The sequence below is a fragment of the Pseudomonas sp. PVC-5-1 genome (assembly GCF_057444345.1).
In genome coordinates this window covers 32,499-54,526 of sequence record NZ_CM172024.1, presented here as the reverse complement: position 1 = coordinate 54,526, position 22,028 = coordinate 32,499, and the positions used below count along the sequence as shown (strand labels likewise).

Annotated in this window: 24 protein-coding genes; 12 read left to right on the top strand and 12 right to left on the bottom strand. The window is 63.2% G+C overall.

The annotated features are described in order from the left end of the window. Positions 1-126: 126 nt before the first annotated feature. From AC2T3R_RS00265 to prlC, 4 genes are all read right to left on the bottom strand, one after another. Positions 127-1,185, bottom strand: a complete 1,059-nt coding sequence (locus AC2T3R_RS00265; protein ID WP_410953096.1) for a PA0069 family radical SAM protein — start codon at positions 1,183-1,185, stop codon at positions 127-129. Between the two features lie 77 nt (positions 1,186-1,262). After that, positions 1,263-3,257: a M3 family metallopeptidase gene (locus AC2T3R_RS00260; protein WP_486744475.1), complete on the bottom strand. Its 1,995-nt coding sequence runs from the start codon at positions 3,255-3,257 to the stop codon at positions 1,263-1,265. Positions 3,258-3,381: 124 nt separating this feature from the next. Beyond that, positions 3,382-3,663, bottom strand: coding sequence for a YheV family putative zinc ribbon protein (locus tag AC2T3R_RS00255; protein ID WP_013970292.1), 282 nt, complete (start codon positions 3,661-3,663; stop codon positions 3,382-3,384). Beyond that, a complete protein-coding gene (gene prlC, locus AC2T3R_RS00250; protein ID WP_486744474.1) occupies positions 3,660-5,747 on the bottom strand; it encodes an oligopeptidase A in 2,088 nt (695 codons plus the stop codon). Before prlC ends, AC2T3R_RS00255 begins: the two co-directional genes overlap by 4 nt. Positions 5,748-5,813: 66 nt before the next feature. On the opposite strand from prlC, the gene AC2T3R_RS00245 reads away from it, so the two are divergent. After that, positions 5,814-6,362 carry a gamma carbonic anhydrase family protein gene (locus AC2T3R_RS00245; RefSeq protein WP_003261048.1) on the top strand — a complete coding sequence of 183 codons (549 nt, stop codon included), beginning with the start codon at positions 5,814-5,816 and terminating at the stop codon, positions 6,360-6,362. Positions 6,363-6,481: 119 nt separating this feature from the next. After that, positions 6,482-7,132, top strand: a complete 651-nt coding sequence (locus AC2T3R_RS00240; RefSeq protein WP_367394382.1) for an HAD family hydrolase — start codon at positions 6,482-6,484, stop codon at positions 7,130-7,132. A 132-nt stretch (positions 7,133-7,264) separates the two neighbouring features. Here AC2T3R_RS00240 and AC2T3R_RS00235 read toward each other — a convergent pair whose 3' ends face one another. Next, entirely contained in the window at positions 7,265-8,338 is a 1,074-nt protein-coding gene (locus tag AC2T3R_RS00235) for an aminopeptidase (protein WP_410953099.1), read from the bottom strand. 85 nt (positions 8,339-8,423) lie between these two features. Between AC2T3R_RS00235 and AC2T3R_RS00230 the strand changes: the two genes are divergently transcribed. Next, the gene (locus tag AC2T3R_RS00230; protein ID WP_013970287.1) at positions 8,424-8,837 is read left to right on the top strand and encodes a PA0061/PA0062 family lipoprotein; all 414 of its coding nucleotides are present in this window, start codon (positions 8,424-8,426) and stop codon (positions 8,835-8,837) included. Positions 8,838-8,892: 55 nt separating this feature from the next. Next, the gene (locus tag AC2T3R_RS00225; RefSeq protein WP_013970286.1) at positions 8,893-9,306 is read left to right on the top strand and encodes a PA0061/PA0062 family lipoprotein; all 414 of its coding nucleotides are present in this window, start codon (positions 8,893-8,895) and stop codon (positions 9,304-9,306) included. 120 nt (positions 9,307-9,426) lie between these two features. Here the strand turns inward: AC2T3R_RS00225 and AC2T3R_RS00220 are convergent, their stop codons facing one another. Further along, positions 9,427-9,660 carry a DUF1161 domain-containing protein gene (locus AC2T3R_RS00220; RefSeq protein WP_020191563.1) on the bottom strand — a complete coding sequence of 78 codons (234 nt, stop codon included), beginning with the start codon at positions 9,658-9,660 and terminating at the stop codon, positions 9,427-9,429. A 73-nt stretch (positions 9,661-9,733) separates the two neighbouring features. Further along, positions 9,734-10,159, bottom strand: coding sequence for an OsmC family protein (locus tag AC2T3R_RS00215; RefSeq protein WP_013970285.1), 426 nt, complete (start codon positions 10,157-10,159; stop codon positions 9,734-9,736). Between the two features lie 153 nt (positions 10,160-10,312). Here AC2T3R_RS00215 and AC2T3R_RS00210 point away from each other — a divergent pair, with 153 nt between their 5' ends. Continuing rightward, positions 10,313-11,317: an LLM class flavin-dependent oxidoreductase gene (locus tag AC2T3R_RS00210; protein WP_486744473.1), complete on the top strand. Its 1,005-nt coding sequence runs from the start codon at positions 10,313-10,315 to the stop codon at positions 11,315-11,317. A 98-nt stretch (positions 11,318-11,415) separates the two neighbouring features. Here the strand turns inward: AC2T3R_RS00210 and AC2T3R_RS00205 are convergent, their stop codons facing one another. Then, a complete protein-coding gene (locus AC2T3R_RS00205) occupies positions 11,416-11,637 on the bottom strand; it encodes a DUF1161 domain-containing protein (RefSeq protein WP_410953102.1) in 222 nt (73 codons plus the stop codon). Positions 11,638-11,738: 101 nt separating this feature from the next. Further along, positions 11,739-11,954, bottom strand: a complete 216-nt coding sequence (locus tag AC2T3R_RS00200) for a dodecin (protein ID WP_013970282.1) — start codon at positions 11,952-11,954, stop codon at positions 11,739-11,741. A gap of 150 nt (positions 11,955-12,104) precedes the next feature. Between AC2T3R_RS00200 and AC2T3R_RS00195 the strand changes: the two genes are divergently transcribed. Further along, a complete protein-coding gene (locus AC2T3R_RS00195; protein WP_003261039.1) occupies positions 12,105-12,428 on the top strand; it encodes an ElaB/YgaM/YqjD family protein in 324 nt (107 codons plus the stop codon). On the opposite strand, the gene AC2T3R_RS00190 is transcribed toward AC2T3R_RS00195, so the two are convergent. Continuing rightward, entirely contained in the window at positions 12,425-13,321 is an 897-nt protein-coding gene (locus AC2T3R_RS00190) for a LysR family transcriptional regulator (RefSeq protein ID WP_061305054.1), read from the bottom strand. The genes AC2T3R_RS00195 and AC2T3R_RS00190 overlap by 4 nt on opposite strands. Before the next feature lie 111 nt (positions 13,322-13,432). Here AC2T3R_RS00190 and trpB point away from each other — a divergent pair, with 111 nt between their 5' ends. Together trpB and trpA are read left to right on the top strand one after the other, a co-directional pair. Then, a complete protein-coding gene (trpB, locus tag AC2T3R_RS00185; protein ID WP_015268451.1) occupies positions 13,433-14,650 on the top strand; it encodes a tryptophan synthase subunit beta in 1,218 nt (405 codons plus the stop codon). After that, positions 14,647-15,456, top strand: a complete 810-nt coding sequence (gene trpA, locus AC2T3R_RS00180; protein WP_486744472.1) for a tryptophan synthase subunit alpha — start codon at positions 14,647-14,649, stop codon at positions 15,454-15,456. The genes trpB and trpA overlap by 4 nt, the downstream gene beginning before the upstream one ends. Before the next feature lie 120 nt (positions 15,457-15,576). Here trpA and AC2T3R_RS00175 read toward each other — a convergent pair whose 3' ends face one another. Then, positions 15,577-15,909 (bottom strand): DOPA 4,5-dioxygenase family protein, encoded by a 333-nt coding sequence (locus tag AC2T3R_RS00175; protein WP_013970278.1) that lies wholly within the window; start codon positions 15,907-15,909, stop codon positions 15,577-15,579. Between the two features lie 52 nt (positions 15,910-15,961). On the opposite strand from AC2T3R_RS00175, the gene AC2T3R_RS00170 reads away from it, so the two are divergent. Next, on the top strand, positions 15,962-16,579 hold the full coding sequence (locus AC2T3R_RS00170; RefSeq protein ID WP_410953104.1) for an NAD(P)-dependent oxidoreductase: 618 nt from the start codon (positions 15,962-15,964) through the stop codon (positions 16,577-16,579). Positions 16,580-16,710: 131 nt separating this feature from the next. Here AC2T3R_RS00170 and AC2T3R_RS00165 read toward each other — a convergent pair whose 3' ends face one another. Beyond that, positions 16,711-17,610, bottom strand: coding sequence for a choline sulfate utilization transcriptional regulator (locus AC2T3R_RS00165; RefSeq protein ID WP_137137813.1), 900 nt, complete (start codon positions 17,608-17,610; stop codon positions 16,711-16,713). Between the two features lie 108 nt (positions 17,611-17,718). Between AC2T3R_RS00165 and betC the strand changes: the two genes are divergently transcribed. From betC to AC2T3R_RS00150, 3 genes are all read left to right on the top strand, one after another. Then, positions 17,719-19,236 carry a choline-sulfatase gene (betC, locus tag AC2T3R_RS00160; protein WP_410953105.1) on the top strand — a complete coding sequence of 506 codons (1,518 nt, stop codon included), beginning with the start codon at positions 17,719-17,721 and terminating at the stop codon, positions 19,234-19,236. A 14-nt stretch (positions 19,237-19,250) separates the two neighbouring features. Continuing rightward, positions 19,251-20,180 carry a choline ABC transporter substrate-binding protein gene (choX, locus tag AC2T3R_RS00155; protein ID WP_054572541.1) on the top strand — a complete coding sequence of 310 codons (930 nt, stop codon included), beginning with the start codon at positions 19,251-19,253 and terminating at the stop codon, positions 20,178-20,180. A 145-nt stretch (positions 20,181-20,325) separates the two neighbouring features. Continuing rightward, positions 20,326-21,891 (top strand): SulP family inorganic anion transporter, encoded by a 1,566-nt coding sequence (locus AC2T3R_RS00150; protein ID WP_410953106.1) that lies wholly within the window; start codon positions 20,326-20,328, stop codon positions 21,889-21,891. The last annotated feature ends 137 nt before the right edge of the window (positions 21,892-22,028 follow it).

The window sequence follows — 22,028 nt, the reverse complement described above, 5'->3', positions numbered from 1 at the left end:
CCGGAACCTGCGCAGAACCTGTGGGAGTGGGCGTGCCCGCGAAGGAGGCAGCTCGGTACATGGCACCGGCTGTGCCGGTGTTCGCGGGCGCGCCCGCTCCCACAAAAGCCGTGCTCTGCTCAAGCATCAGAACAACGCCATCTGCCCACCCGGCGGGCAAAACGCCGAACAATCCAGCGCCTGCGCTTCTCGCCCTTCGAACTCCAGCCGATTCATGGCCTTGGCAAAACGCTGCGCCAGCAATTCGGCAAACACGCCTTCACCGCGCATGCGCGCACCAAAGCGGCTGTCATACAGTTCGCCGCCGCGGCTCTGGCGGATCAGGCTCAATACATGCGCCGCCCGCTGCGGGTAATGGTCCTGCAGCCATTGCTCGAACAACGGTGCCACTTCCAGCGGCAGGCGCAACATCATGTAGGCTGCGCTCTGTGCACCTGCCTCCCTCGCCGCCTCCAGCAGCCGTTCCAGTTCACTGTCGTTGATCATCGGAATCATCGGCGAACACAACACGCCCACCGGCACTCCCGCCTCGCGCAACACGCGGATCGCCCGCAAGCGCGCCTTGGGTGACGCCGCACGCGGTTCCAGCACCCGTTTCAAGTCATCGTCCAGCGTGGTCAGGCTGATCATCACCCGCACCAGGCGCTGGCGAGCCATCTCGGCCAGCAGGTCGAGGTCGCGCAGCACCAGCGCCCCCTTGGTGACGATGGTCACCGGGTGGCGAAAACGCAGTAGCACTTCGAGCAGGCGACGGGTCAGCAGTTGTTCACGTTCGATCGGCTGGTACGGGTCGGTATTGGAACCCAGGTTGATCGGCGCGCACACGTAACCCGGTTTGCTCAATTGTTGCGCAAGCACCTCGGCGGCGTTGGTCTTGGCAATCAGTTTTGTCTCGAAATCCAGGCCGGGGGAAAGGTCCCAGTAAGCGTGGGAAGGGCGGGCATAGCAGTAGATGCAACCGTGCTCGCAGCCACGGTATGGGTTGATGGAACGGTCGAAGGGCAGGTCGGGCGAGGTATTGCGACTGATCACCGATTTGGCCGTCTCTACCCGTACCTCGGTGCCCTGGGTTTGCGGCACCTCCTGATACCAGCCGTCATCCTCCACCACCGAATGGCTGGGGGCAAAGCGGTTGTGCGGATTGTGCGCCGTGCCACGGCCCTTTTGCGGTGCTGGAGGAATCATGGCCTACCCCGAATACTGTATTCATGTACAGTATCGCGCATGCCTGATTCTTTCCAGCACCTCCGGTCAGCCCACTCTCACTTCAGGCCATGCCAACGCAGGAAGGGCAGTTGGCTTGACTGCCGGCCGAGAAACGCCTCAATGCCGTCACGTAAAGGTCGCGATGCCCCAGGGGCAAGCAATGTTTCCTGCAGCGCCCGGCCTGTGGCCCGGTCCAGCAGGCCTTGGGCCTCGAAGCGGGTGAACAGGTCGAATGCGTGCACGTCCGACCACAGATAGGCGTAATAACCGGCATCGTAGCCGTTTACCAGATGGTCGAAGGCATGCGCCGGGTGCTCGAAATCGGCCAAGGGCCAGTAGCCACAAAGCTCACGGGCATCGCCCAGGCGCTGCTCGAGGGACCGGCCATCGTTCGGCGTGCCATGCAGGTCCAGATCGAACAGCGCCATGCTCAGATCGCGCGCGGTTTCTTCCACACCTTGCTGCCGCAAGCGGCGCAGGCATTCATCGACCCGGGCCTGGGAAAGCTTGCTGCCATCCTGAAGTGGCGAAGAGATCGCCACCAGGTAATCCGCGTCCCAGACCCAGCGCTCAAACAGCTTGCCGAACAGTTCCACGCCATCGGTACCGAGTTCGGTGACGTTGGACATCACGTGGTTGGTCGTGCGCACCAGCAAATGGTGCAAGGCATGGCCAAATTCATGGAACAGCTTGCGCAGTGATAGATGGTCCAGTAACGGCTGGCTACCCGGCAGCGCTGCAGGCACGTCGCTGTAGACCACCACCGAGGCCGCCTGGAAGATGCCCTCGGCATCGACCCGGCGGTTGCGAATGTAGGTGGTGAACACCGAGTCAGGTTGCTTGCCGGCATGCTGTACGGCGTCCAGGTACAGGAAACCGATCAAGGCGTTGTCCTGCCACACCTCGAACGGTTGCACGCTGTCATCCCAGGTTGCCAGCGGCTTGGCCAGCAGCGTTACGCCAAACAGTTTTTCCGCCAACTGCTGCAATGCGCTGACCACGGCATTCAGCGGGAAGTGTTCGCGCAAGGCTTCGGTGGAAAGCACCTCGCGCGACGAGGCCTGCAGATAGGCAATGTCCCAGGGCTGGACATTCCCCAGACCTTTGGCTGCGGCCTGATACTGCATATCTGCACGCCACTGCAGCACGGCCGGCCGCACATGGTCGGCAAGGTCATGAAGAAAGCCGCGCACCTGGGCAACCGAACCCGCGCTCTTCGAATGCAGGCTCTGCTCCAGATGGCTGGCAAAGCCGAGCAAGTGGGCCTTTTCTTCCAGCAGCCTCGCCAGTTGCTCCAGGTGCGAGCGATTATCCTGCTGTTGGCCAAGGCCGACGCCTCGGGTGTTGTAAGCCCGGTATACGCGCTCACGCAGCTGCCGGTTGTCGGCATGCTTGAGCACGGCGTCGGTAGTCACGCTTTCACATGCAATCAACCAACCCGGCTCACCCGCCTCCTGTGCCCTGGTAGCCAGCTCGTCACGGATGCGTTGAGGTACGCCGCTCAGTTCGGACTCATCCGTAATGCTCAGCCCTGGCCGGTTGATGTTGCTGCGAAACGCCTCGCGCGCAGCGCCAATCCGTTTCAGCAGTTCGGCCAGGCGTACCTTGCCTGCGGGGTCGAGCGATACACCACTGGAGGTGAACTTGTGCAGATGCCAGCGCAGCGTGGCGCGTTTCTGGGCATCCAGCTGCTTGCCGATGTCGCTGTTGGCCAAGCGCTCATACAGACCCTGCAGTGCTGAATTGGCGAATTTCTGTTCGAACCGCTCCGTGGCCTTGGCGAAGAAGTCGAAGATGGCGCCGGCCCAGGCTTGATCCCGACCAACTAATGGCGAGGCGGCATACAACACCGTCAGCAGCTGACTATCCAGCCCGTCCACCGCCAGCACCATGTCATCCCAGGTTGGCAGTGCCTGCTGTTCGCGAATGATGCGCTCGATGCCTTGCTCGTGCGCCAACAGCACGTGGTCGAAGGCAAACTGCATGTTTTGCAGCGTGATCGAAGGATAATCGACGGGGATACGGCTATTTTGCAGAAGGGGGTTGTCCATGGTGCAACACCTTGCTCGTAGAGAAGAGCAGGCGAGCTTGCATGGCCAGCGTGCAGCAGGTGGCCTGACTATCTACCACCCGGGGCATGCCCGCCCGGGCACGAACCCGGGCGGCACGACGGCTTTATTCAGCCGGTTTCTTCAGCTTCGGGTTGGGGAAGAACTGCACCGTCTGTACCTTGGCCGGCGCGGCTTTCGGTTCCAGATGGTTGACCCGGGTGCCGAGCTCCTTCGGCACCGACAAGCCCTGCTCGTTGAGGGTGTCAGTAAAGCCGCAGGCCACGCACTCGCGGTGCGGTACGCCGTCTTCGTTCCACATCATCAGCTTGTCGGTCTCGCTGCACGCCGGGCATACCGCCCCGGCAATGAAGCGTTTCTTGGTCTTGTTCACGGCTACCTCGCTCATGCTGCAGCGTCCTCGCTCAGGCCACTATGGCGCAGCAAGGCATCGATGGAAGGCTCACGGCCACGGAAGTCGACGAACAGCTCCATCGGCTCGCGCGAACCACCACGTGCCAGGATCGCCTCGCGGAAAGCTCGGCCGGTTTCGGCATTCAGCACGCCTTCTTCCTCAAAGCGCGAGAAGGCGTCTGCCGACAGCACCTCGGCCCACTTGTAGCTGTAGTAGCCCGCCGCATAACCACCAGCAAAGATGTGCGCAAAGCTGTTGGGGAAGCGGTTGTACGCCGGTGGGCGCATGACAGACACCTCGTCGCGCACGCCTTCGAGCACCTGCAGCACGCTGCGGCCGTCGCCATGGGTTGCATGCAGCTCGAAGTCGAACAGCGAGAACTCCAACTGGCGTACCATCATCATGCCCGACTGGAAGTTCTTTGCCGCCAGCATCTTGTCCAGCAGGTCCTGGGGCAGGGGGGCGCCGGTTTCGTAGTGGGCGGAGATCAGTGCAAGGCCTTCCGGCTCCCAGCACCAGTTTTCCATGAACTGGCTCGGCAGTTCGACCGCGTCCCAGGCCACGCCGTTGATGCCGGATACACCGGCATGCTCGATGCGGGTCAGCATATGGTGCAGACCGTGGCCGAACTCGTGGAACAAGGTGGTGACTTCATCGTGGGTCAAAAGCGCCGGCTTGCCGGGCGCGGCCGGGGTGAAGTTGCACACCAGGTTGGCCACGGGGCTCTGCAACTGGCCAGCGGCTGTGCGGCGACGGTCACGCGCGCCATCCATCCAGGCGCCGCCACGCTTGTTGGCGCGCGCGTAGAGGTCGAAGAAGAAGCGGCCGACGTGCTGGCCGTTTTCCTTGATCTCGAACAGGCGCACATCCGGGTGCCAGCTGTCGAAGCCCTTGAGCTCGGCAATCTCGATACCGTAAAGGCGCTGCACGATGCTGAACAGGCCACCCAGCACCTTGTCGATCGGGAAGTAGGCGCGCAGGGCTTCCTGCGACACGCTGTAGCGCTGCTCGCGCAGCTTCTCGCCGAAGTACCCGGCGTCCCAGCTGGCCAGCTCAGGGCAGCCCTGCTCGGCGGCATAAGCCTTGAGCTGCTCCAGGTCCTGGGCGGCGAACGGCTTGGACCGCTTGGCCAGGTCACGCAGGAAGCTCAGCACCTGGTCACTGGACTCGGCCATCTTGGTGGCCAGGCTAAGCTCCGCGTAGTTCTTGTAGCCCAGCAGTTCGGCCAGCTCCTGGCGCAGGTCAAGGATTTCCTGCATCACCGGGCCGTTGTCGAACTGGCCGGCATTCGGGCCCTGGTCCGAGGCGCGGGTGCAGTAGGCCGCGTATAGCTCTTCGCGCAGGGCGCGGTCGCTGGCGTAGGTCATCACCGCGTAGTAGCTGGGGAATTCCAGGGTGATCAGCCAGCCGTCGAGGCCCTTGGCCTGGGCGGCCGCGGCCATCTGCGCCTTGGCCGAATCGGTCAGGCCGGCCAGCGCGGCTTCGTCGGTAACATGCTTGGTCCAGGCCTGTGTGGCGTCGAGCAGCTGGTTGGAGAAACGGCTGCCCAGCTCGCTGAGCTTGCTCTGCACTTCGGCGTAGCGCTGCTGTTTATCCGCCGGCAGGTCGATACCCGACAGGCGGAAGTCCCGCAGGGCGTGCTCGAGGATAGTCTTTTGCGCCACGTCGAAGCCGGCGGCCTCGGGGCTGTCGATCAGCGCCTGGTAGGCTTCGAACAGCGCGCGGTTCTGGCCCAGTTCGGTAGAGTAGGCGCTCAGCGCCGGCAGGCACGACTCATAGGCTTCGCGCAGCTGCGCGCTGTTACACACCGCATTGAGGTGGCTGACCGGGCTCCAGGCGGCGCCCAGGCGGTCGTTCAGTTCGTCCATGGCCAGCACCAGGCCAGCCCAGGTAGGGTTCTTGCCCTGCTTTTCGAGGATCTCGGCAATGGCTTTACGGTTGTCGGCCAGGATCGCTTCGATCGCCGGCAATACGTGTTCGGCACGGATTTGCGAGAAGGGCGGCAGATCGTAGGACTGCAGAAGCGGGTTGTTCGCACTCACGGTTTGGATACCTTGGCAGAAGAAACACTGCCCCATCTTAATTACAATCGACGCCGACCGCAGCAGGCAGCCTGCCTATCGGCACAGATGAGAGACGCTATCATGGCCATCCGAAGCTTCCAGCAACACACTCCGAAAGTTGGGCCCAGGGCCTTCGTCGACCGATCGGCGGTAGTGCTGGGCGACGTGGAAATCGGTGAAGACAGCTCCGTATGGCCGTTGACCGTGATACGCGGCGACATGCACCGCATCCGCATCGGCGCGCGTACCAGCGTGCAGGACGGCAGCGTGCTGCATATCACCCATGCCGGCCCGTTCAACCCGGACGGCTTCCCGCTGATCATCGGTGACGAAGTGACCATCGGCCACAAGGTCATGTTGCATGGCTGCACCCTGGGCAACCGCATCCTGGTCGGCATGGGCAGCACTATCATGGACGGTGCCATCGTGGAGGACGAAGTGATCATCGGCGCCGGCAGCCTGGTGCCGCCGGGCAAGCGCCTGGTCAGTGGGTACCTGTACATGGGCAGCCCGGTGAAGCAAGCCCGGCTGCTGAACGACCAGGAACACGCGTTCTTCGCCTACAGCGCCAGTAACTACGTGAAGCTCAAGGACCAGCACCTGGCCGAAGGCTACGACCAACCGGAATAACCCCTTCGCGGGCGCGCCCGCTCCCACAGGTCTAGCGAAGCCTTCAAGGCCAGTGCCGTACCTGTGGGAGCGGGCAAGCCCGCGAGGAAGGCCACGCAGCACTCAAGTGGAACCCGCAAATGCACCAGCAAAACATCCTCTTCGACCTCGACGGCACCCTGACCGACCCACGCCAGGGCATCACCCGCTCGATCCAGTATGCCCTGGCCAAACTGGGCATCGACGAGCCGGACCTTACCCGCCTCGAGCACTTCATCGGCCCACCCCTGCTGCAGGCCTTCATGCAGTTCTACAGCTTTGACGAAGCCAAGGCCTGGGATGCGGTGAACTTCTATCGGGAACGCTTCAGCGTCACCGGCCTGTACGAAAATCTGGTGTTCGAAGGTGTGCCGGAGCTGCTCGAGGCCCTGAACGGGCAGGGTCGCACACTGTACATCGCCACCTCCAAGCCGTGGAAGTTCGCCCGTGAAATCGCCCGGCACTTCGCCTTCGACCACCACTTCAAGGTGATCTATGGCAGTGAACTGGATGGCACACGCACCAACAAGGTCGAGCTGATTCGTCACCTGCTTGAGGAAGAAGGGCTGGACCCGGCGCAGACGCTGATGATCGGCGACCGCAAGCATGACCTGATCGGTGCGCGCAGCAATGGCTTGCAGGCGGTGGCGGTGGGGTACGGGTTTGGTAGCCAGGAAGAGTTGATGGCCGAAGAGCCGGCCTACCACTTTGCTACCTTGGCCGAGATGCATCAGGCATTTCTCAAGGCTTGATAGCCATTGGGGCTGCTTTGCAGCCCATCGCCGGCAAGCCAGCTCCCACAGGGGTAGCACATGGCCTGAGGTCAATGCGGTCGGGGTGGGAGATGGCTTGCCGGCGATGGGCCGCAACGCGGCCCCAAAATCTCACCGGCTGACCATCAACCGCCGCAACGCCGCCTTCCGCTCTTCAATCGGCAACCGCCCAAACTGCTCGACCCGCTGATAAAACCGCGCCCAGTCCCCTCCCACCTCACGGAACACCGCCGCAAACGCAGGTACCCACTGGTCATACAGCCCGAACGGCAGCAACTTGGCATTGCTCATCGGCCCATACATCCAGGCGTCATAACGCTTGTCACCACCCCACTGGGCATCACGCACCTGCCGGTATTCCCGCCTAAGTAGCTCGAACTCTGCCTGCTTGGCCGCCCGCTTCTGCACATCATCCAGAGGCCCGGCATAAATCGCCTGCAACCGCTCGCGGCTGGCCAGCACCAAACGGATGAATTGCTCACGCTGCTGCCCCTGCTCCCCGCCAGAGGCAGCCAGGCCCCGCGCCACACGCCATTGCCGCGTGCCTTCCTGCTCGACGAAGGAGGCAAACGACTCGTTGAACTCGGTGTCGTCCTGCACATAGAAGCGCTGGTGGGCCAGTTCATGGAAGATCAGCGTGGCCAGGCGCTCGTCGCTCCAGCCCACCATCGACGACAGGATAGGGTCGTCGAACCAGCCCAGAGTCGAATAGGCCTCCACGCCGCCCACGTACACATCCATGCCGTCCTGGCGCATCAACGCCGCCGCCCCACGTGCCGCGCCTTGCTGATAATAACCGCGATAGGCCACACACCCCGCAATCGGGAAGCAGTGCGTCACTGGCTGCAACGACAGCTCGGGGGTAGCGAACACATTCCACACCACATAGGGCCTGCCAATGTCGGCATACACCCGGTAGCTGCGGTTGTCCGGCAGCTTCAGCTGCTGGCTGGCAAATACCCGCGCCTGCCTGGCGTGTTCCAGGCGCGCGCGCAATTGCGCCGAAGTGGCCGGATTGGCCAATACCTGCTCCACCGGCTGCCGTGCGCGTAGCAGCTGCCACTGGCCCTCGGCCAACTGCCCATAGTAGGCGGCGCTGCTACAACCGTTCAGCAGGAGCACCGCCAGCAGGGGAACCAAACGGGTGAAAACAAGGTCGAGTGGCCCAGGGCCTGAGCGCTGCATAAGAATAAGTCGAAGCATCCGGAACTGTCTGACTCGCTCAAGGCCGATTCACTCCAAGACTATCTCGCCAAGGGGGCGTTTCGCCATGCGTGCACTGTTGGTCACCGGCTCATTGCTGCTGATATCCGCCTGTTCGACCTTGCCAGACCCGGACCCGAACCAGGCCTGGATCGACCTCACGCCCTACGACAACACCTCGCTGCACGCTGTGCAGGTAGATGAACGCGACTGGGCCGATAGCCGTTACTTCGAAGTACAGCCCGGCAGCCACGAGCTGACCGTGCGCTACCAGTTTCCGGTTACCCCCAGCAATATCGGCCCGGTCGAGGAGCCTTTGTGGCGGGATTGCCAGGTCAAGCTGACCTTCAAGGATTTCAGTGCCGGCCAGCGCTACCAGTTGCAGGCTGGCAGCATCGGCTTCCGCCCCTGGATCAAACTCTATGACCGTCAGCAAAAGCTGGTTGGCCAGGGCTCGCCTGCAGGCTGCCAGCGCACCTGAAACGCACAAACGGCGCTATGCTTGTAGCCTATAAGTCGCAAGTGGGAGTCTTGCCATGCGCCAGCCCATGATGCTGATCGCCCTCAGTGCACTGGGGGCATGCGCCAGCCCCTTGCCGCCCGTCGACCCCAAGCAGGCCTGGGTCGATCTGTACACCATGACTCCCGGCAGGGTGATCATGGCCGACCGCCTCGACGGCAAGCGCCTGGAAGATGGCCGTTACTTTCAGGTGACGCCGGGCAAGCACGAACTGGTAGTGCGCTTCGATTACGAGATATATGGGGGCGGCCTCATGACCCAGCCCCGAGATCGTACCTGTTACCTGACTGTTCGCTTTGACAACTTCAAGGCCGGTGAACGCTATCGCCTGGAGGCACGGGCGCCGGTGATGGAACCGCAGGTGCTGCTGTATGACGGCAGCCGCAAGGTGGTGGTGAACGAGCCTAGCGAGGTGTTCTGCATTCCTTGACCTGGGGCTGCTTTGCAGCCCATTCGCAGCGCAAGGCTGCTCCTACAGGAGATACGCGATCCCTGTAGGAGCGGCCTTGTGTCGCGATAGGGCCGCAAAGCGGCCCCCAAAATTCTGAACCTACCGATCATTCTTCTGATAAATGATCTTCTTGGTCCCGCCATCGCAGGTCCCGACGACCATGTTCTGGTCCTTGACCTCGCTGTTGGGCACGATCTCCAGGGTATAGGACGAAACCCCCTGGGCCTGGATCTTGGCCTCGATCTCGGCTTTGAGTTCCTCGCACGGCTTGACCGCCGCCAGCGCAGATGTGGCGACCAGGGAAGCCAACACGGCGATTGCTACGCGAATCATGAAACGGCTCCTGAAAGGGCAGCGTGCTGCCGACGCTGTTTAGACTACAGCAAACCGCCCTCATTGCACTGCTTCAACCCACCAGCGCCGCATCCAGGCTGATCTTCGCGTTCAACACCTTGGACACCGGGCACCCAGCCTTGGCCTTGTCGGCGATCTGCAAGAACTGCGCTTCACTTGCACCGGGTACCTTGGCCCTCAGTACCAGATGCACCGCGGTAATGGCAAAGCCATCAGCTTGCTTGTCGAGTGTCACTTCGGCAGCGGTGTCGATCCTGTCCGGAGTGAACCCCGCTTCGCCCAGCATCATCGACAGCGCCATCGAGAAACAGCCGGCATGCGCCGCACCAATCAGCTCCTCCGGGTTGGTCCCGGGCGAGCCCTCGAAACGGGTGTTGAAGCCGTAGGGGTTCTGCTTGAGCGCGCCACTTTCGGTAGAAAGCAGGCCTTTGCCGTCCTTCAGGCCACCTTGCCAGATCGCCGATGCTGTCTTTTTCATGATGCCTCCTGGTCTCGGGTTACATGCTTATGGCTTCAGAGGTCAGCCGCCTACGGCAAGTTCAGAGCAATCGCACGGCAAGCATTGAATCCGTCGAATGTGCCCATACAGAGTTGAAAAGGCCTGTGGGCCAAACACCTTTGCGGAGGCTCCATGACGCAGCTGCGTGACCTGAAGATTTCCACCCTCGACCTGGTGCCGGTACGTGCCGACGCCGGCCCGGCGCAGTCGCTGCGCAACTCGCTGGACCTGGCGCAGCACGTCGAGCGCTTTGGCTACAACCGCTTCTGGGTAGCCGAGCACCACAACATGGACGGCATCGCCAGTTCGGCGACTTCGGTGCTGATCGGCTACTTGGCCGGGGGCACCTCGAGCATTCGCGTGGGCTCTGGCGGGGTCATGCTGCCCAACCATGCACCGCTGGTAATCGCCGAGCAGTTCGGCACCCTGGCCAGCCTGTACCCGGGGCGCATCGACCTGGGGTTGGGCCGCGCGCCAGGTTCCGACCAGATGACCGCCTACGCCCTGCGCCGCGACCGCGCCGGCGGCCCGGATGACTTCCCGAACGATGTCGAGGAACTGTCACGCTACCTCGGCCCGCGTACCGATGATCAAAAAGTGATCGCCGTGCCAGGGCACGATACCGAGGTGCCGATGTGGCTCCTCGGCTCCAGCCTGTTCAGCGCTCAACTGGCCGGCATGCGCGGCATGCCCTACGCCTTCGCCTCGCACTTTGCGCCGCGCTACATGCACGAGGCGATCCGCGTGTACCGCAACCACTTCAAGCCCTCGACCACATTGGACAAGCCGTATGTGATGTTGGGCATCCCCATGGTGGTGGCGGAAACCGACGAAAAGGCCGAGTACCTGGCCACGTCGGTGTACCAGCGCATCCTCGCGCTGATTCGCGGGCAGAGCCTGATGCAGAAGCCGCCTGTGGAAAGCATGGATGGGCTGTGGCTGCCCCATGAACGGGACGCGGTGGGTAGCTTCCTCGGCCTGGCGATGATTGGCAGCCCGCAGAAGGTGCGGGCCAAGGTGGAAGTACTGCTGGAGCAGACCGGGGCAGATGAGCTGATCTTCACCTGTGATTTGTATGAGCATGCGGACCGGATTCGGTCCTATGAACTGATGGCGCAGGCTCTCAAGACCGCGTGATCTTCTTCGCAGGCTTGCCCGCTCCCACAGGTACAGCGTCGCTCTCAAGCCTGTGATATGCCTGTGGGAGCGGGCGAGCCCGCGAAGAGGCCAGCATATTAGCCGCGGCGGTACACAATCTCCTTGGTACCAGCCTCGCAGCTGCCAATCACCTTGCCGGCCGGGTCGCCCTTGTCGACGATCTCCAGCTTGTAGCCGGTGACCCCCTTGGCATCCAGCTTGGCCGCAATCTCTGCCTTGAGCTCCTCGCACGGCTTGCCCGCCGCCAGCGCACCACCGGCCAGCGTCATCAGGCCCAGCACCAGAATCAGTTTGTTCATCACTCGCTTTCCTTGTGCAGATGAAATCAGAAAAGGCGCCCGCCAAGGCGCCCCCTCCCTAAATACCCCATCATGCCGGGCTCATCCAGCCCGGCAGTGTTTCAGCTATTGGCGATACGGAAGCCGACCTTCAGCGTGACCTGGAAGTGCGCCGCCTTGTTATCACGGATATGGCCACGGGTATCTATCACTTCGAACCACTCCAGGTGCTTTATGCTCTTGCCGGCTTCGGCCAGGGCATTGTTGATCGCCTCTTCGATGCTGGTGGTCGAAGACCCCACCAGCTCGATCTTCTTGTAGGTGTGATGATCGGTCATGAGCGCTCTCCTCGGATGATGGTGAGATTGAGCCTAGCAGCGCAGGCCTGGTTTACCTGCGAGCGGTCACCATTGACGAAAGTTCGATCGCACTTTCCCGCGGACCCAAGGTCGCAATCCTTACAGTCCATACTGCAAAGGAGAGTCAACATGCACCGCAATTCGCTGCGTAGAACGTCCCTGGAAAGCATGGAAGCGGAGATCGAGAGCCTTCTGAAAAGCCTGGAAAACCTCAAGCATGATGCGTCGGAGGAGTCCCAGAAATCGGTGAAGGCAATCCGCAGCAACGCCGAGAGTGCCCTGCGTCATTCGCGCCACCTGTTGAGCGATGCCTACGAGGAAGTGAAGCACCGCACCCGCCAGACCGGCATCGCCACCCGCGACTATGCCCAGGAACACCCGTACACAACTGCCGGCGTTGCCATTGGCGCGCTAGGCTTGCTGGCGGCATACCTGATGTGCAAACGCAACTAAGCGCCCTGTCGCGCCAGTTCCGCCCTTAGCCACTGCGCCAACTGCTCGGCGCGCCCGTCCGCGGCGCGCCTGGGCACCCACAGCGCCAATGCCGCAGGGGTAGGTGAAAAGCCCCACGGCGCACTCAAACGGCCAGCTCGCAGGTCGTCAGCGACCAGCGGCTGCGGCGCAATCGCCACACCCAGCCCGGCCACGGCAGCTTCCAGCAGGTAATACAGGTGCTCGAAGGCCTGGCCATAGTGGAGGGCCGCCGGCTCCAAACCCTGTTCCAGCGCCCAGGTCGGCCAAGCCTGCGGGCGCGAGGTGGTGTGCAGCAAGGCTTCGTCCAGCAAGGCCTTGGCCGGCGCGCCATGCAAGCGCTCGAAACCGGCGAAATGCGGGCTAAGCACCGGCCCGATGCGCTCCTCGGCCAGTACATGCACCTGCATGTCCGTCGGCCACGGCGGCTCGGCGTAAACCAGCAGCGCATCCAACCCTGGCCGCCGTGGGTCCAGGTCACCTTCACCGGCCGAAAGATGCAGACGCAGTTCAGGTAAATCCGCCTGCAGCCGCCCCAATCGCGGGATGAACCAGCGCGCCAGCAGGCTGCCCGAGCAGCCCAGCACGAACGGCGCCTCGCTGACGTTGTGGCTGAGCTCGGCGCACACGCTGCGCAGGCGATCGAAAGCTTCGCCACTTGCATCGCGCAGACGTACGCCGGCATCTGTGAGTTTGATGCCACGCCCGTCCTTCACGAACAGCGCGACGCCCAGGTGCTCTTCAAGTACCTTGATCTGCCGGCTGACGGCGCCATGGGTGACGTGCAGCGCTTCGGCCGCCTGGCTGACGCTGTTGAGCCGTGCGGTAGCCTCGAAAGCCCGAAGGGCGTTGAGGGGAGGGAGATCGTGGGCCATTTTACCTGTGAGTTTTTCTGACAAGTTTGCGCAATCTTATCGGTTTTCAGCTGGGCTTGCCGTGGTTAGAGTAAAGCCCATCACTCATTCATTACGCCCTGGAGCGCCCCCATGACCCAGTCCCAATACCGCCCCGGCCCCGACGCCAATGGCCTGTTCGGCTCGTTCGGCGGCCGCTACGTGGCCGAAACCCTGATGCCACTGGTGCTGGACCTGGCCCGCGAATACGAAGCGGCCAAGGCAGACCCCAAGTTCCTCGAAGAGCTGGCCTACTTCCAGCGCGACTACATCGGCCGCCCCAACCCGCTGTACTTCGCCGAGCGCCTGACCGAGCACTGCGGCGGCGCCAAGATCTTCTTCAAGCGTGAAGAGCTCAACCACACCGGCGCGCACAAGGTGAACAACTGCATCGGCCAGGTGCTGCTGGCCAAGCGCATGGGCAAGAAGCGCCTGATCGCAGAAACCGGCGCCGGCATGCACGGCGTGGCCACCGCCACCGTCGCTGCCCGCTTCGGCCTGCCTTGCGTGATCTACATGGGCGCCACCGACATCGAGCGCCAGCAGGCCAACGTGTTCCGCATGAAGCTGCTTGGCGCCGAAATCGTCCCGGTCACTGCCGGCACCGGCACCCTGAAGGACGCCATGAACGAGGCCCTGCGCGACTGGGTCACTAACGTCGAAGACACCTTCTACCTGATCGGCACCGTGGCCGGCCCGCACCCGTACCCGGCCATGGTCCGCGACTTCCAGTCGATCATCGGCAAGGAAACCCGCGCCCAGTTGCAAGAGAAGGAAGGGCGCCTGCCAGACAGCCTGGTTGCCTGCGTCGGTGGTGGCTCCAACGCCATGGGCCTGTTCCATGAGTTTCTCGAAGAGCCAAGCGTGCAGATCATCGGCGTCGAAGCCGGTGGCCACGGTGTGCACACCGACAAGCACGCCGCCAGCCTGAACGGCGGCGTACCGGGCGTGCTGCACGGCAACCGCACCTACCTGCTGCAGGACGAAGACGGTCAGATCACCGACGCCCACTCGATTTCCGCCGGCCTGGACTACCCGGGCATCGGCCCGGAGCACGCCTACCTGCACGAAGTGAAGCGTGTCGAGTACGTCAGCATCACCGACGACGAAGCGCTGGATGCATTCCACGCCACCTGCCGCCTGGAAGGCATCATCCCGGCCCTGGAAAGCTCCCACGCCTTGGCCGAGGCGATCAAGCGCGCACCGAAGCTGCCCAAGGACCACCTGATGGTCGTGTGCCTGTCGGGCCGCGGCGACAAAGACATGCAAACCGTCATGAACCACATGGCCGCCCAGGAGAAACAGGCATGAGCCGTCTTGAAAAACGCTTCGCCGAGCTGAAGGCCGAAGGCCGCTCGGCACTGGTCACCTTTGTCACCGCGGGCGACCCAGGCTATGACGCCTCGCTGCAGATCCTCAAGGGCCTACCGGCAGCCGGTGCCGACGTGATCGAACTGGGCATGCCGTTCACCGACCCGATGGCCGACGGCGTGGCCATCCAGCTGGCCACCCTGCGTGCCCTGGAAGCCGGCCAGACCCTGGCCAAGACCCTGCAGATGGTTCGCGAATTCCGTGTGGATAACCAGACTACACCGATCGTGTTGATGGGCTACTACAACCCGATCCACCGCTTTGGCGTGGAAAAGTTCGTGGCCGAAGCCAAGCAAGCGGGTGTAGATGGCCTGATCATCGTCGACCTGCCGCCAGAGCACGACGCCGAACTGGCAACCCCGGCCCAGGCAGCGGGTATCGACTTTATCCGCCTGACTACCCCGACCACCGACGACGCGCGCCTGCTGCGCGTGCTGGAGCGCAGCTCCGGGTTCGTCTACTACGTGTCGGTGGCCGGTGTGACCGGCGCCGGCTCGGCGACCACCGAGCACGTGACCGAAGCCATTGCCCGCCTGCGTCGGCATACCGATCTGCCAATCAGCGTTGGTTTCGGTATTCGTACGCCGGAGCAGGCTGCGGCCATTGCCCGTCTGTCGGACGGCGTGGTGGTGGGCTCGGCACTGGTCGACAAGATTGCCCAGGCCAAGAGTGCCGAGCAGGCAGTCAACGATGTATTGAGCCTGTGCTCGGCACTGGCTGAAGGGGTGCGCGGCGCCCGCCGTTAAACCGCGTCGCCTGCTTCGCGGGCACGCCCGCTCCCACAGGGACAACACAGATGCTGAAAGCTGTGGAGGACCTGTAGGAGCGGGCTTGCCCGCGAAGAGGCCAGCACAGGCTATAGAGGCCTATCCCCCGAAAATCGACAGATCCAGCGGCCGCACCGCCCCCATCCAGATCGCATGGTCACGGTGGTCCGCCAGCTCATCACCGGTCAGCGGGTGCATGAACACCACCAACCCCTTCCGATACAGCGCCAACCACGGCAGCACCACCCCCACAAACTCCGGCTCGAAGGCCAGCTGGCAGCTCCAGTCCGGGTGCGGCCCCACCGGTTTCTGGTGCATGCGCCCCATGGTCACGGGAAACAGCCGCGCCGCTTCCTCACACAGCTCACGGGCCTGGTCCATGGTCGCTGCGTCGTAGTAAACGTGGGCGTGGTAACCCTTGATCCTCTGCACGATAACTCCTGATTGCGGTCCAAACATCACCACCTGCAAAGGGAGTGATGCAGTGAAAAACGCCGAAACCCCAGTGTTCAAACTAGTCCTGTTCGGGCCAGAAAGCAGCCTGGGCAACGCCCTGATGGTAGAGCTGCTGTCGCGCCAGCACGAAGTCACCGCCGTGGTCGACGACCTTAATCGCCATGCGCCGCGCCCCGGCCTGCATTTCAAGATAGGCGGGCTGGGCAATGCCGACCAGGCGGAGCAGGGCGCGGCAGGCGGGTCGGCAGTAATTGCCCTGTTGTCGACGCTGGCGCCGGGCGATCTGCCCAGGCAAGCCCGCATGAGCGAGGCGCTGGTGGCGGGGCTGAAGCGTACGACTATACGCCGGCTGTTGCTGGTGGGCGATTTCGATGTGCTGGATGAGCCGGGCAAGTACAGCGAGGCGGAGCGGGAGTGTGTGGACCAGGTGGTGGACGGGTTACAGCGCAGTGCCTTGCACTGGACGCTGATCAATGCCCCGCAGGAACTGGCCGGGTTGGGGATGGAGCATTTTCGCAGCACTGAAGGTACGCTGGAGCCGGGGTTGGCCGAGCCGTTGCGGCACCTGGCCAGGGTCGCGGCAGGGATGGTGGATATGCTGGAGCTGGATTTGCACCGGGGCGAGCATCTGAACTTCGTGGTCTAGATTGCCGGGGCTGCTGTGCAGCCCATCGCCGGCAAGCCAGCTCCCACAGGGACGGCGCCATGCTCCAGGCTTGTACAGCACCTGTGGGAGCTGGCTTGCCGGCGATGGGCCGCAAAGCGGCCCCGGGGATGTCACAGGCTGCGCTCGCGCTCCAGCCAATCCACAAACCGCTCGATCAACGCCCCACGCCGCTTGCGTGGTGGCAGCACCGCGTAATACCCGCGCGCCGAGCGCAAACTCCCCTCCAACGGCCGGCATAGCAACCCTTGCTCCACCAGCCCATCCACCAGGTGCCCCCAGCCAATCGCCACCCCTTGCCCGGCAATCGCCGCCTGGATCAGCAACGTATAGTTATCAAACCTCAACTGCCCGGCCGGTGGCGGGCTGGCCACACCAAACCCGCGAAACACCCCCGCCCAGTCAAACCAACGGCTAGCCTGCTCGCCCTTCAAGTGCAGCAAGGGCAATCGTTGCAAAGCCACGGCTGACAAGGGTTTGCCATGAATCAGCCGGGGGCTGCACACCGGGAAAACCTCCTCATCGAATAGCCAGCGGCTCTCGCCCTGGTGAAAACGCCCGTCGCCAAACAGCACCGCCACATCGATGTCCGGTCGCAACATGCCCTGGCTGCGCTCACCGGTCACCAGGCTTACATCTACCTGTGGATAAGCCTCGTGAAAGCGCTGCAGCCGTGGCATCAGCCAGAACGCCGCAAAGGCGAAGTCGGTAGCCACCTGCAGCACTTCCCTCTGGCCACGCCCACTGGCCTGGGCGATGCCGTCCTCCATGGCCTGCAGGCCCTGATGCACCTGTTCGAACAGCACCTGGCCAGCCTCGGTCAGTTCGATACCCCGGTAAATGCGGTCGAACAGGCGCGTGCCCAGCTGTGCCTCCAGCCGTTTGACTTGCTGGCTCACCGCTGGCTGCGTGGTGCCCAGCTCCAGTGCCGCAGCGGTAAAGCCACGCAACCGTGCGGCAGCCTCGAACACGCGCAGTGTATCCAGCGACAATTTGGCAAGGTGGTCAAACATAAGCAGGGCTAATCCCAGTCATTGCCCGCCATGGGCTTTACCCATGTTATCCACAGTCGCATCTTGATAGGCAAGCGGTTCGCATAACCCTCAACGATGGAAGCCACCATGACGCGCCCGAATATCCTGTTCATCATGGCAGACCAGATGGCCGCGCCCTTGCTGCCGATCTACGCCTCTTCGCCGATCCAGATGCCGCACCTGAGCCGCCTTGCCGAACAGGCGGTGGTTTTCGACTCGGCTTACTGCAACAGCCCGTTGTGCGCACCGTCGCGCTTCACTCTGGTCAGCGGCCAGCTGCCCAGCCGCATCGGTGCCTACGACAATGCCGCCGACTTCCCTGCCGATGTACCGACCTATGCCCATTACCTGCGCCGTCTGGGTTACCGCACCGCGCTGTCGGGCAAGATGCACTTCTGCGGGCCGGACCAGCTGCATGGCTACGAAGAACGCCTGACCAGCGATATCTACCCGGCCGACTACGGCTGGGCGGTGAACTGGGATGAGCCGGACGTGCGCCCGAGCTGGTATCACAACATGTCCTCGGTGCTGCAGGCCGGCCCGTGCGTGCGCACCAACCAGCTGGATTTCGACGAAGAAGTGGTATTCAAGGCGCGCCAGTACCTGTACGACCATGTGCGCGAAAACGATGGCCGGCCATTCTGCCTGACCGTGTCGATGACCCACCCGCACGACCCATACACCATCCCCAGGCGCTATTGGGATCGCTACGAGGGTGTGGATATCCCCATGCCCCGCGCCGAACTGGGCCAGGCAGAGCTCGACCCGCACTCGCAACGCCTGCTGAAGGTCTACGACCTGTGGAACAAGCCGCTGCCTGTGGACAAGATCCGTGACGCCCGCCGTGCCTACTTCGGCGCCTGCAGCTATATCGACGACAACATCGGCCTGCTGCTGCAGACCCTGGAGGAATGCAACCTGGCTGACGACACCCTGATCGTGTTCTCCGGCGACCACGGTGACATGCTCGGCGAGCGCGGCCTCTGGTACAAGATGCACTGGTTCGAGATGTCGGCGCGGGTGCCTCTGCTGGTGCACGCGCCGAAGCACTTCGCGCCAGCCAGGGTCAGCGCTTCGGTGTCTACCTGCGACCTGCTGCCGACCCTGGTCGAGCTGGCCGGTGGTGCTGTGGATAACCACCTGCATCTGGATGGCCGCTCGCTGGTCGGCCATCTGCAAGGGCAGGGCGGCCATGACGAAGTGATCGGCGAGTACATGGCCGAAGGCACCGTCGGCCCGCTGATGATGATCCGCCGCGGGCCGTACAAGTTCGTGTACAGCGAAGACGACCCATGCCTACTCTATGACCTGAGCCGCGACCCGCACGAGCGGGAGAACCTAACCGGCAGCCCGGAACACCAGGCGCTGCTGCAGGCATTTGTCGATGAAGCACAGCAGCGTTGGGATATCCCCAGCCTGCGCCAGCAGGTTCTGGCCAGCCAGCGGCGCCGCCGCCTGGTGGCCGAGGCGCTGGCCGTCGGCAAGCTGAAAAGCTGGGACCACCAACCGCTGGTGGACGCCAGCCAACAGTACATGCGCAACCACATCGATCTCGACGACCTCGAGCGCAAGGCACGTTATCCACAGCCCGCCCCCCTGGATTGAGAAGAGAGGCCGCCATGCACAAGTTCTCCGCCGCCGTGTTCGCCCTGGCCCTGAGCCTGGGTACCGCCACGGCCCACGCCGCCGACAGCGACGCGCAATGCACCACCGTGAAGATGGCCGACCCCGGCTGGAGCGACATCGCAACGACCAACGCCTTGGCCCGCGTGCTTCTGGAAAGCCTGGGTTACCAGGTGAAAATCGACAGCCTGGCCGTTCCGATCATCTACGGCGGCCTCAAGGATGGCCGCGTCGATGCCTTCCTCGGTAACTGGATGCCGGCGCAGCAGGGCTTTCATGACAAGTTCATCGCAAATGGCGATGTGCAGCAGCTTTCGCGCAATCTGGAAGGAACCGAGTTCACCTTGGCAGTGCCCGACTATGTGTGGAATGCCGGAGTGAAGGATTTCGCCGACTTGCAGAAGCACGCCGACCAGTTCGACAAGAAGCTGTACGGGATTGGTTCCGGGGCACCGGCCAACCTGTCGTTGAAGGAAATCATCGACAAGAATGAATTCAACCTCGGCCAGTGGAAACTGGTGGAGTCCAGCGAGCAGGCGATGCTGGCACAGGTCGACCGGGCGGTGAAGAAACAACAGTTCATCACCTTCCTCGGCTGGACCCCGCACCCGATGAACGTGAAGCTGAAGATGCATTACCTGAGCGGCGGGGAGAAGTGGTTTGGCAGCAAGGGCGAGGTGTATACCCTGACCCGCAAGGGTTATCCACAAGCCTGCCCGAATGCGGCCAAGCTGCTGGGCAACCTGAAGTTCACGCTGGACATGGAAAACACCATCATGGCCGAAGTTGTGGACAAGAAGATCAGCTTCGATGATGCGGCCAAGGCTTGGCTGAAGGCGCACCCCGAGTTGCTGGAAGGGTGGTTGGCCGGGGTGACGACCAAGGCCGATGGCAATGCGCTGGAGGCCGTCAAAGCCAAACTGTAACCTCACAAGCAAAACCTCTATCCCTGTGGGAGCGGGCATGCCCGCGCACACCGGCGAAGCCGGTGCCATCCACCGCGGCGGCTTCTTCGCGGGCATGCCCGCTCCCCACAGGGATTGGCGAAACAGTAAGGAATGTGGATAACCCATGCATCGCCTCACTCACCTGCTGCCCTTCCTCTCATGGCTCCCCCGCCAATCGGGCCGCAGCCTGCGCCAGGACCTGCTGGTGGGCCTGAGCGGTGCAATCCTCGCCCTGCCGCAATCCATCGCCTATGCCCTGATCGCCGGCCTGCCGGCCGAATACGGGCTGTACGCCGCCATCGTGCCAGTGCTGATCGCCTGCCTGTGGGGCTCTTCCTGGCACCTGATCTGCGGCCCGACCGCTGCCATCTCCATCGTCCTCTACGCCAGCATCAGCCCGCTGGCCGTGGCCGGCAGCGCCGACTATGTCACCCTGGTGCTGCTGCTGACGTTCCTCGGCGGCATCTTTCAGTTACTGCTGGGGCTTTTGCGCTTCGGCGCACTGGTCAATTTCGTCTCCCATTCCGTGGTGCTCGGCTTCACCCTGGGCGCCGCTGTCGTCATTGCCCTGGGCCAGTTGCCCAACCTGCTGGGCATGGACCTGCCAAGCCAGGCCACGGCGCTGAAGACCGTGCAGGACCTGGCCAGCCATGCCGGCGAGGTCGACCTGCCTTCCTTGATTCTGGGCCTGGCCACAGTGGTGATCGGCGTAGGCTTCAAGCTCTGGCGCCCACGCTGGCCCAGCCTGTTGATAAGCCTGATTTTGGTAAGCCTGCTGGCCTGGCTGCTGCCCAGGTTCTTTGGCCATGTGCCGCGTGTGCCCGCATTCACCGGCCAGCTGCCGCCCTTCAGCCCGCTGCCCTTGCTGGATGTGGAACTGATCCTGCGCCTGCTGCCCAGCGCCGTGGCAGTGGGCATGCTCGGGCTGGTCACGAGCCTGTCGATCGCCCGCTCGTTATCGGCACGTTCGGAGCAGTTGATCGACGCAGACCAGGAAATACGCGCACAGGGCCTGTCGAACATCGTCGGTGCGTTTTTCTCCGGTTACCTGTCTTCCGGCTCCTTCACCCGCTCCGGGCTGAGCTACGACGCCGGCGCCCGCTCGCCCATGGCCGGGGTATTCTCGGCGCTGTGGGTGGCCGTGTTCGCCGTTGCCGGAGCCGGGCTGATCGCGCACCTGCCGATTCCGGCCATGGCCGGCAGCATCCTGCTGATCTGCTGGGGGTTGGTGGACCACCGGGGGATTCGTGCGCTGTTCCGGGTCAGCCGCTCGGAGTTCCTGGTAATGGCGCTGACGGCGGCAGCGACCTTGTTGCTGGAGCTGCAGACAGCGATCTATGCCGGAGTACTGGCGTCGCTGTTCTTCTATCTGAAGCGCACCTCGCGGCCACGGGTGCAGCAGAGCCGTGAAGGGGAGGCAGATGTGCTGCGGGTGGGCGGGTCGATCTTCTTTGGCGCGGCGCATTACCTGCAGGTGCGCTTGCAGCGCTGCCAGGGGCCGCATGTTGTTATCGATGCCCGGCAGGTGAACTTCATTGATTACTCGGGTGTGGATATGTTGCACCGCGAGGCGCGGCGGTTGCGGCGGGCGGGGGGGAGTCTGACCCTGCACCGGGCCAGGCCGCAGGTGATCGAGGAATTGCAGAAGCTGGAAGGGGTGGAGCTTTGTCCGATCCGGTTTGAAGAGTGATGTTGGGTTGAGATTTTTGGGGCTGCTGCGCAGCCCATCGCGACGCAAGGCCGCTCCTACACCGACCGCGCAATGCCTGCTGACGCGGTCCCCTGTAGGAGCGGCCTTGTGTCGCGATGGGCCGCAAAGCGGCCCCG

Bases quoted from the DNA above. Each gene is read 5' to 3' on its own strand.
- AC2T3R_RS00215 (WP_013970285.1), bottom strand. From the start codon at position 10,159: ATGAAAAAGACAGCATCGGCGATCTGGCAAGGTGGCCTGAAGGACGGC.
- AC2T3R_RS00205 (WP_410953102.1), bottom strand. From the start codon at position 11,637: ATGAACAAACTGATTCTGGTGCTGGGCCTGATGACGCTGGCCGGTGGT.
- AC2T3R_RS00230 (WP_013970287.1), top strand. From the start codon at position 8,424: ATGCGTGCACTGTTGGTCACCGGCTCATTGCTGCTGATATCCGCCTGT.
- AC2T3R_RS00240 (WP_367394382.1), top strand. From the start codon at position 6,482: ATGCACCAGCAAAACATCCTCTTCGACCTCGACGGCACCCTGACCGAC.
- AC2T3R_RS00235 (WP_410953099.1), bottom strand. From the start codon at position 8,338: ATGCAGCGCTCAGGCCCTGGGCCACTCGACCTTGTTTTCACCCGTTTG.
- AC2T3R_RS00195 (WP_003261039.1), top strand. From the start codon at position 12,105: ATGCACCGCAATTCGCTGCGTAGAACGTCCCTGGAAAGCATGGAAGCG.
- AC2T3R_RS00245 (WP_003261048.1), top strand. From the start codon at position 5,814: ATGGCCATCCGAAGCTTCCAGCAACACACTCCGAAAGTTGGGCCCAGG.
- AC2T3R_RS00190 (WP_061305054.1), bottom strand. From the start codon at position 13,321: ATGGCCCACGATCTCCCTCCCCTCAACGCCCTTCGGGCTTTCGAGGCT.
- AC2T3R_RS00150 (WP_410953106.1), top strand. From the start codon at position 20,326: ATGCATCGCCTCACTCACCTGCTGCCCTTCCTCTCATGGCTCCCCCGC.
- AC2T3R_RS00255 (WP_013970292.1), bottom strand. From the start codon at position 3,663: ATGAGCGAGGTAGCCGTGAACAAGACCAAGAAACGCTTCATTGCCGGG.
- AC2T3R_RS00265 (WP_410953096.1), bottom strand. From the start codon at position 1,185: ATGATTCCTCCAGCACCGCAAAAGGGCCGTGGCACGGCGCACAATCCG.
- choX (WP_054572541.1), top strand. From the start codon at position 19,251: ATGCACAAGTTCTCCGCCGCCGTGTTCGCCCTGGCCCTGAGCCTGGGT.
- trpB (WP_015268451.1), top strand. From the start codon at position 13,433: ATGACCCAGTCCCAATACCGCCCCGGCCCCGACGCCAATGGCCTGTTC.
- AC2T3R_RS00165 (WP_137137813.1), bottom strand. From the start codon at position 17,610: ATGTTTGACCACCTTGCCAAATTGTCGCTGGATACACTGCGCGTGTTC.
- prlC (WP_486744474.1), bottom strand. From the start codon at position 5,747: ATGGGGCAGTGTTTCTTCTGCCAAGGTATCCAAACCGTGAGTGCGAAC.
- betC (WP_410953105.1), top strand. From the start codon at position 17,719: ATGACGCGCCCGAATATCCTGTTCATCATGGCAGACCAGATGGCCGCG.
- AC2T3R_RS00260 (WP_486744475.1), bottom strand. From the start codon at position 3,257: ATGGACAACCCCCTTCTGCAAAATAGCCGTATCCCCGTCGATTATCCT.
- AC2T3R_RS00220 (WP_020191563.1), bottom strand. From the start codon at position 9,660: ATGATTCGCGTAGCAATCGCCGTGTTGGCTTCCCTGGTCGCCACATCT.
- AC2T3R_RS00225 (WP_013970286.1), top strand. From the start codon at position 8,893: ATGCGCCAGCCCATGATGCTGATCGCCCTCAGTGCACTGGGGGCATGC.
- trpA (WP_486744472.1), top strand. From the start codon at position 14,647: ATGAGCCGTCTTGAAAAACGCTTCGCCGAGCTGAAGGCCGAAGGCCGC.
- AC2T3R_RS00200 (WP_013970282.1), bottom strand. From the start codon at position 11,954: ATGACCGATCATCACACCTACAAGAAGATCGAGCTGGTGGGGTCTTCG.
- AC2T3R_RS00210 (WP_486744473.1), top strand. From the start codon at position 10,313: ATGACGCAGCTGCGTGACCTGAAGATTTCCACCCTCGACCTGGTGCCG.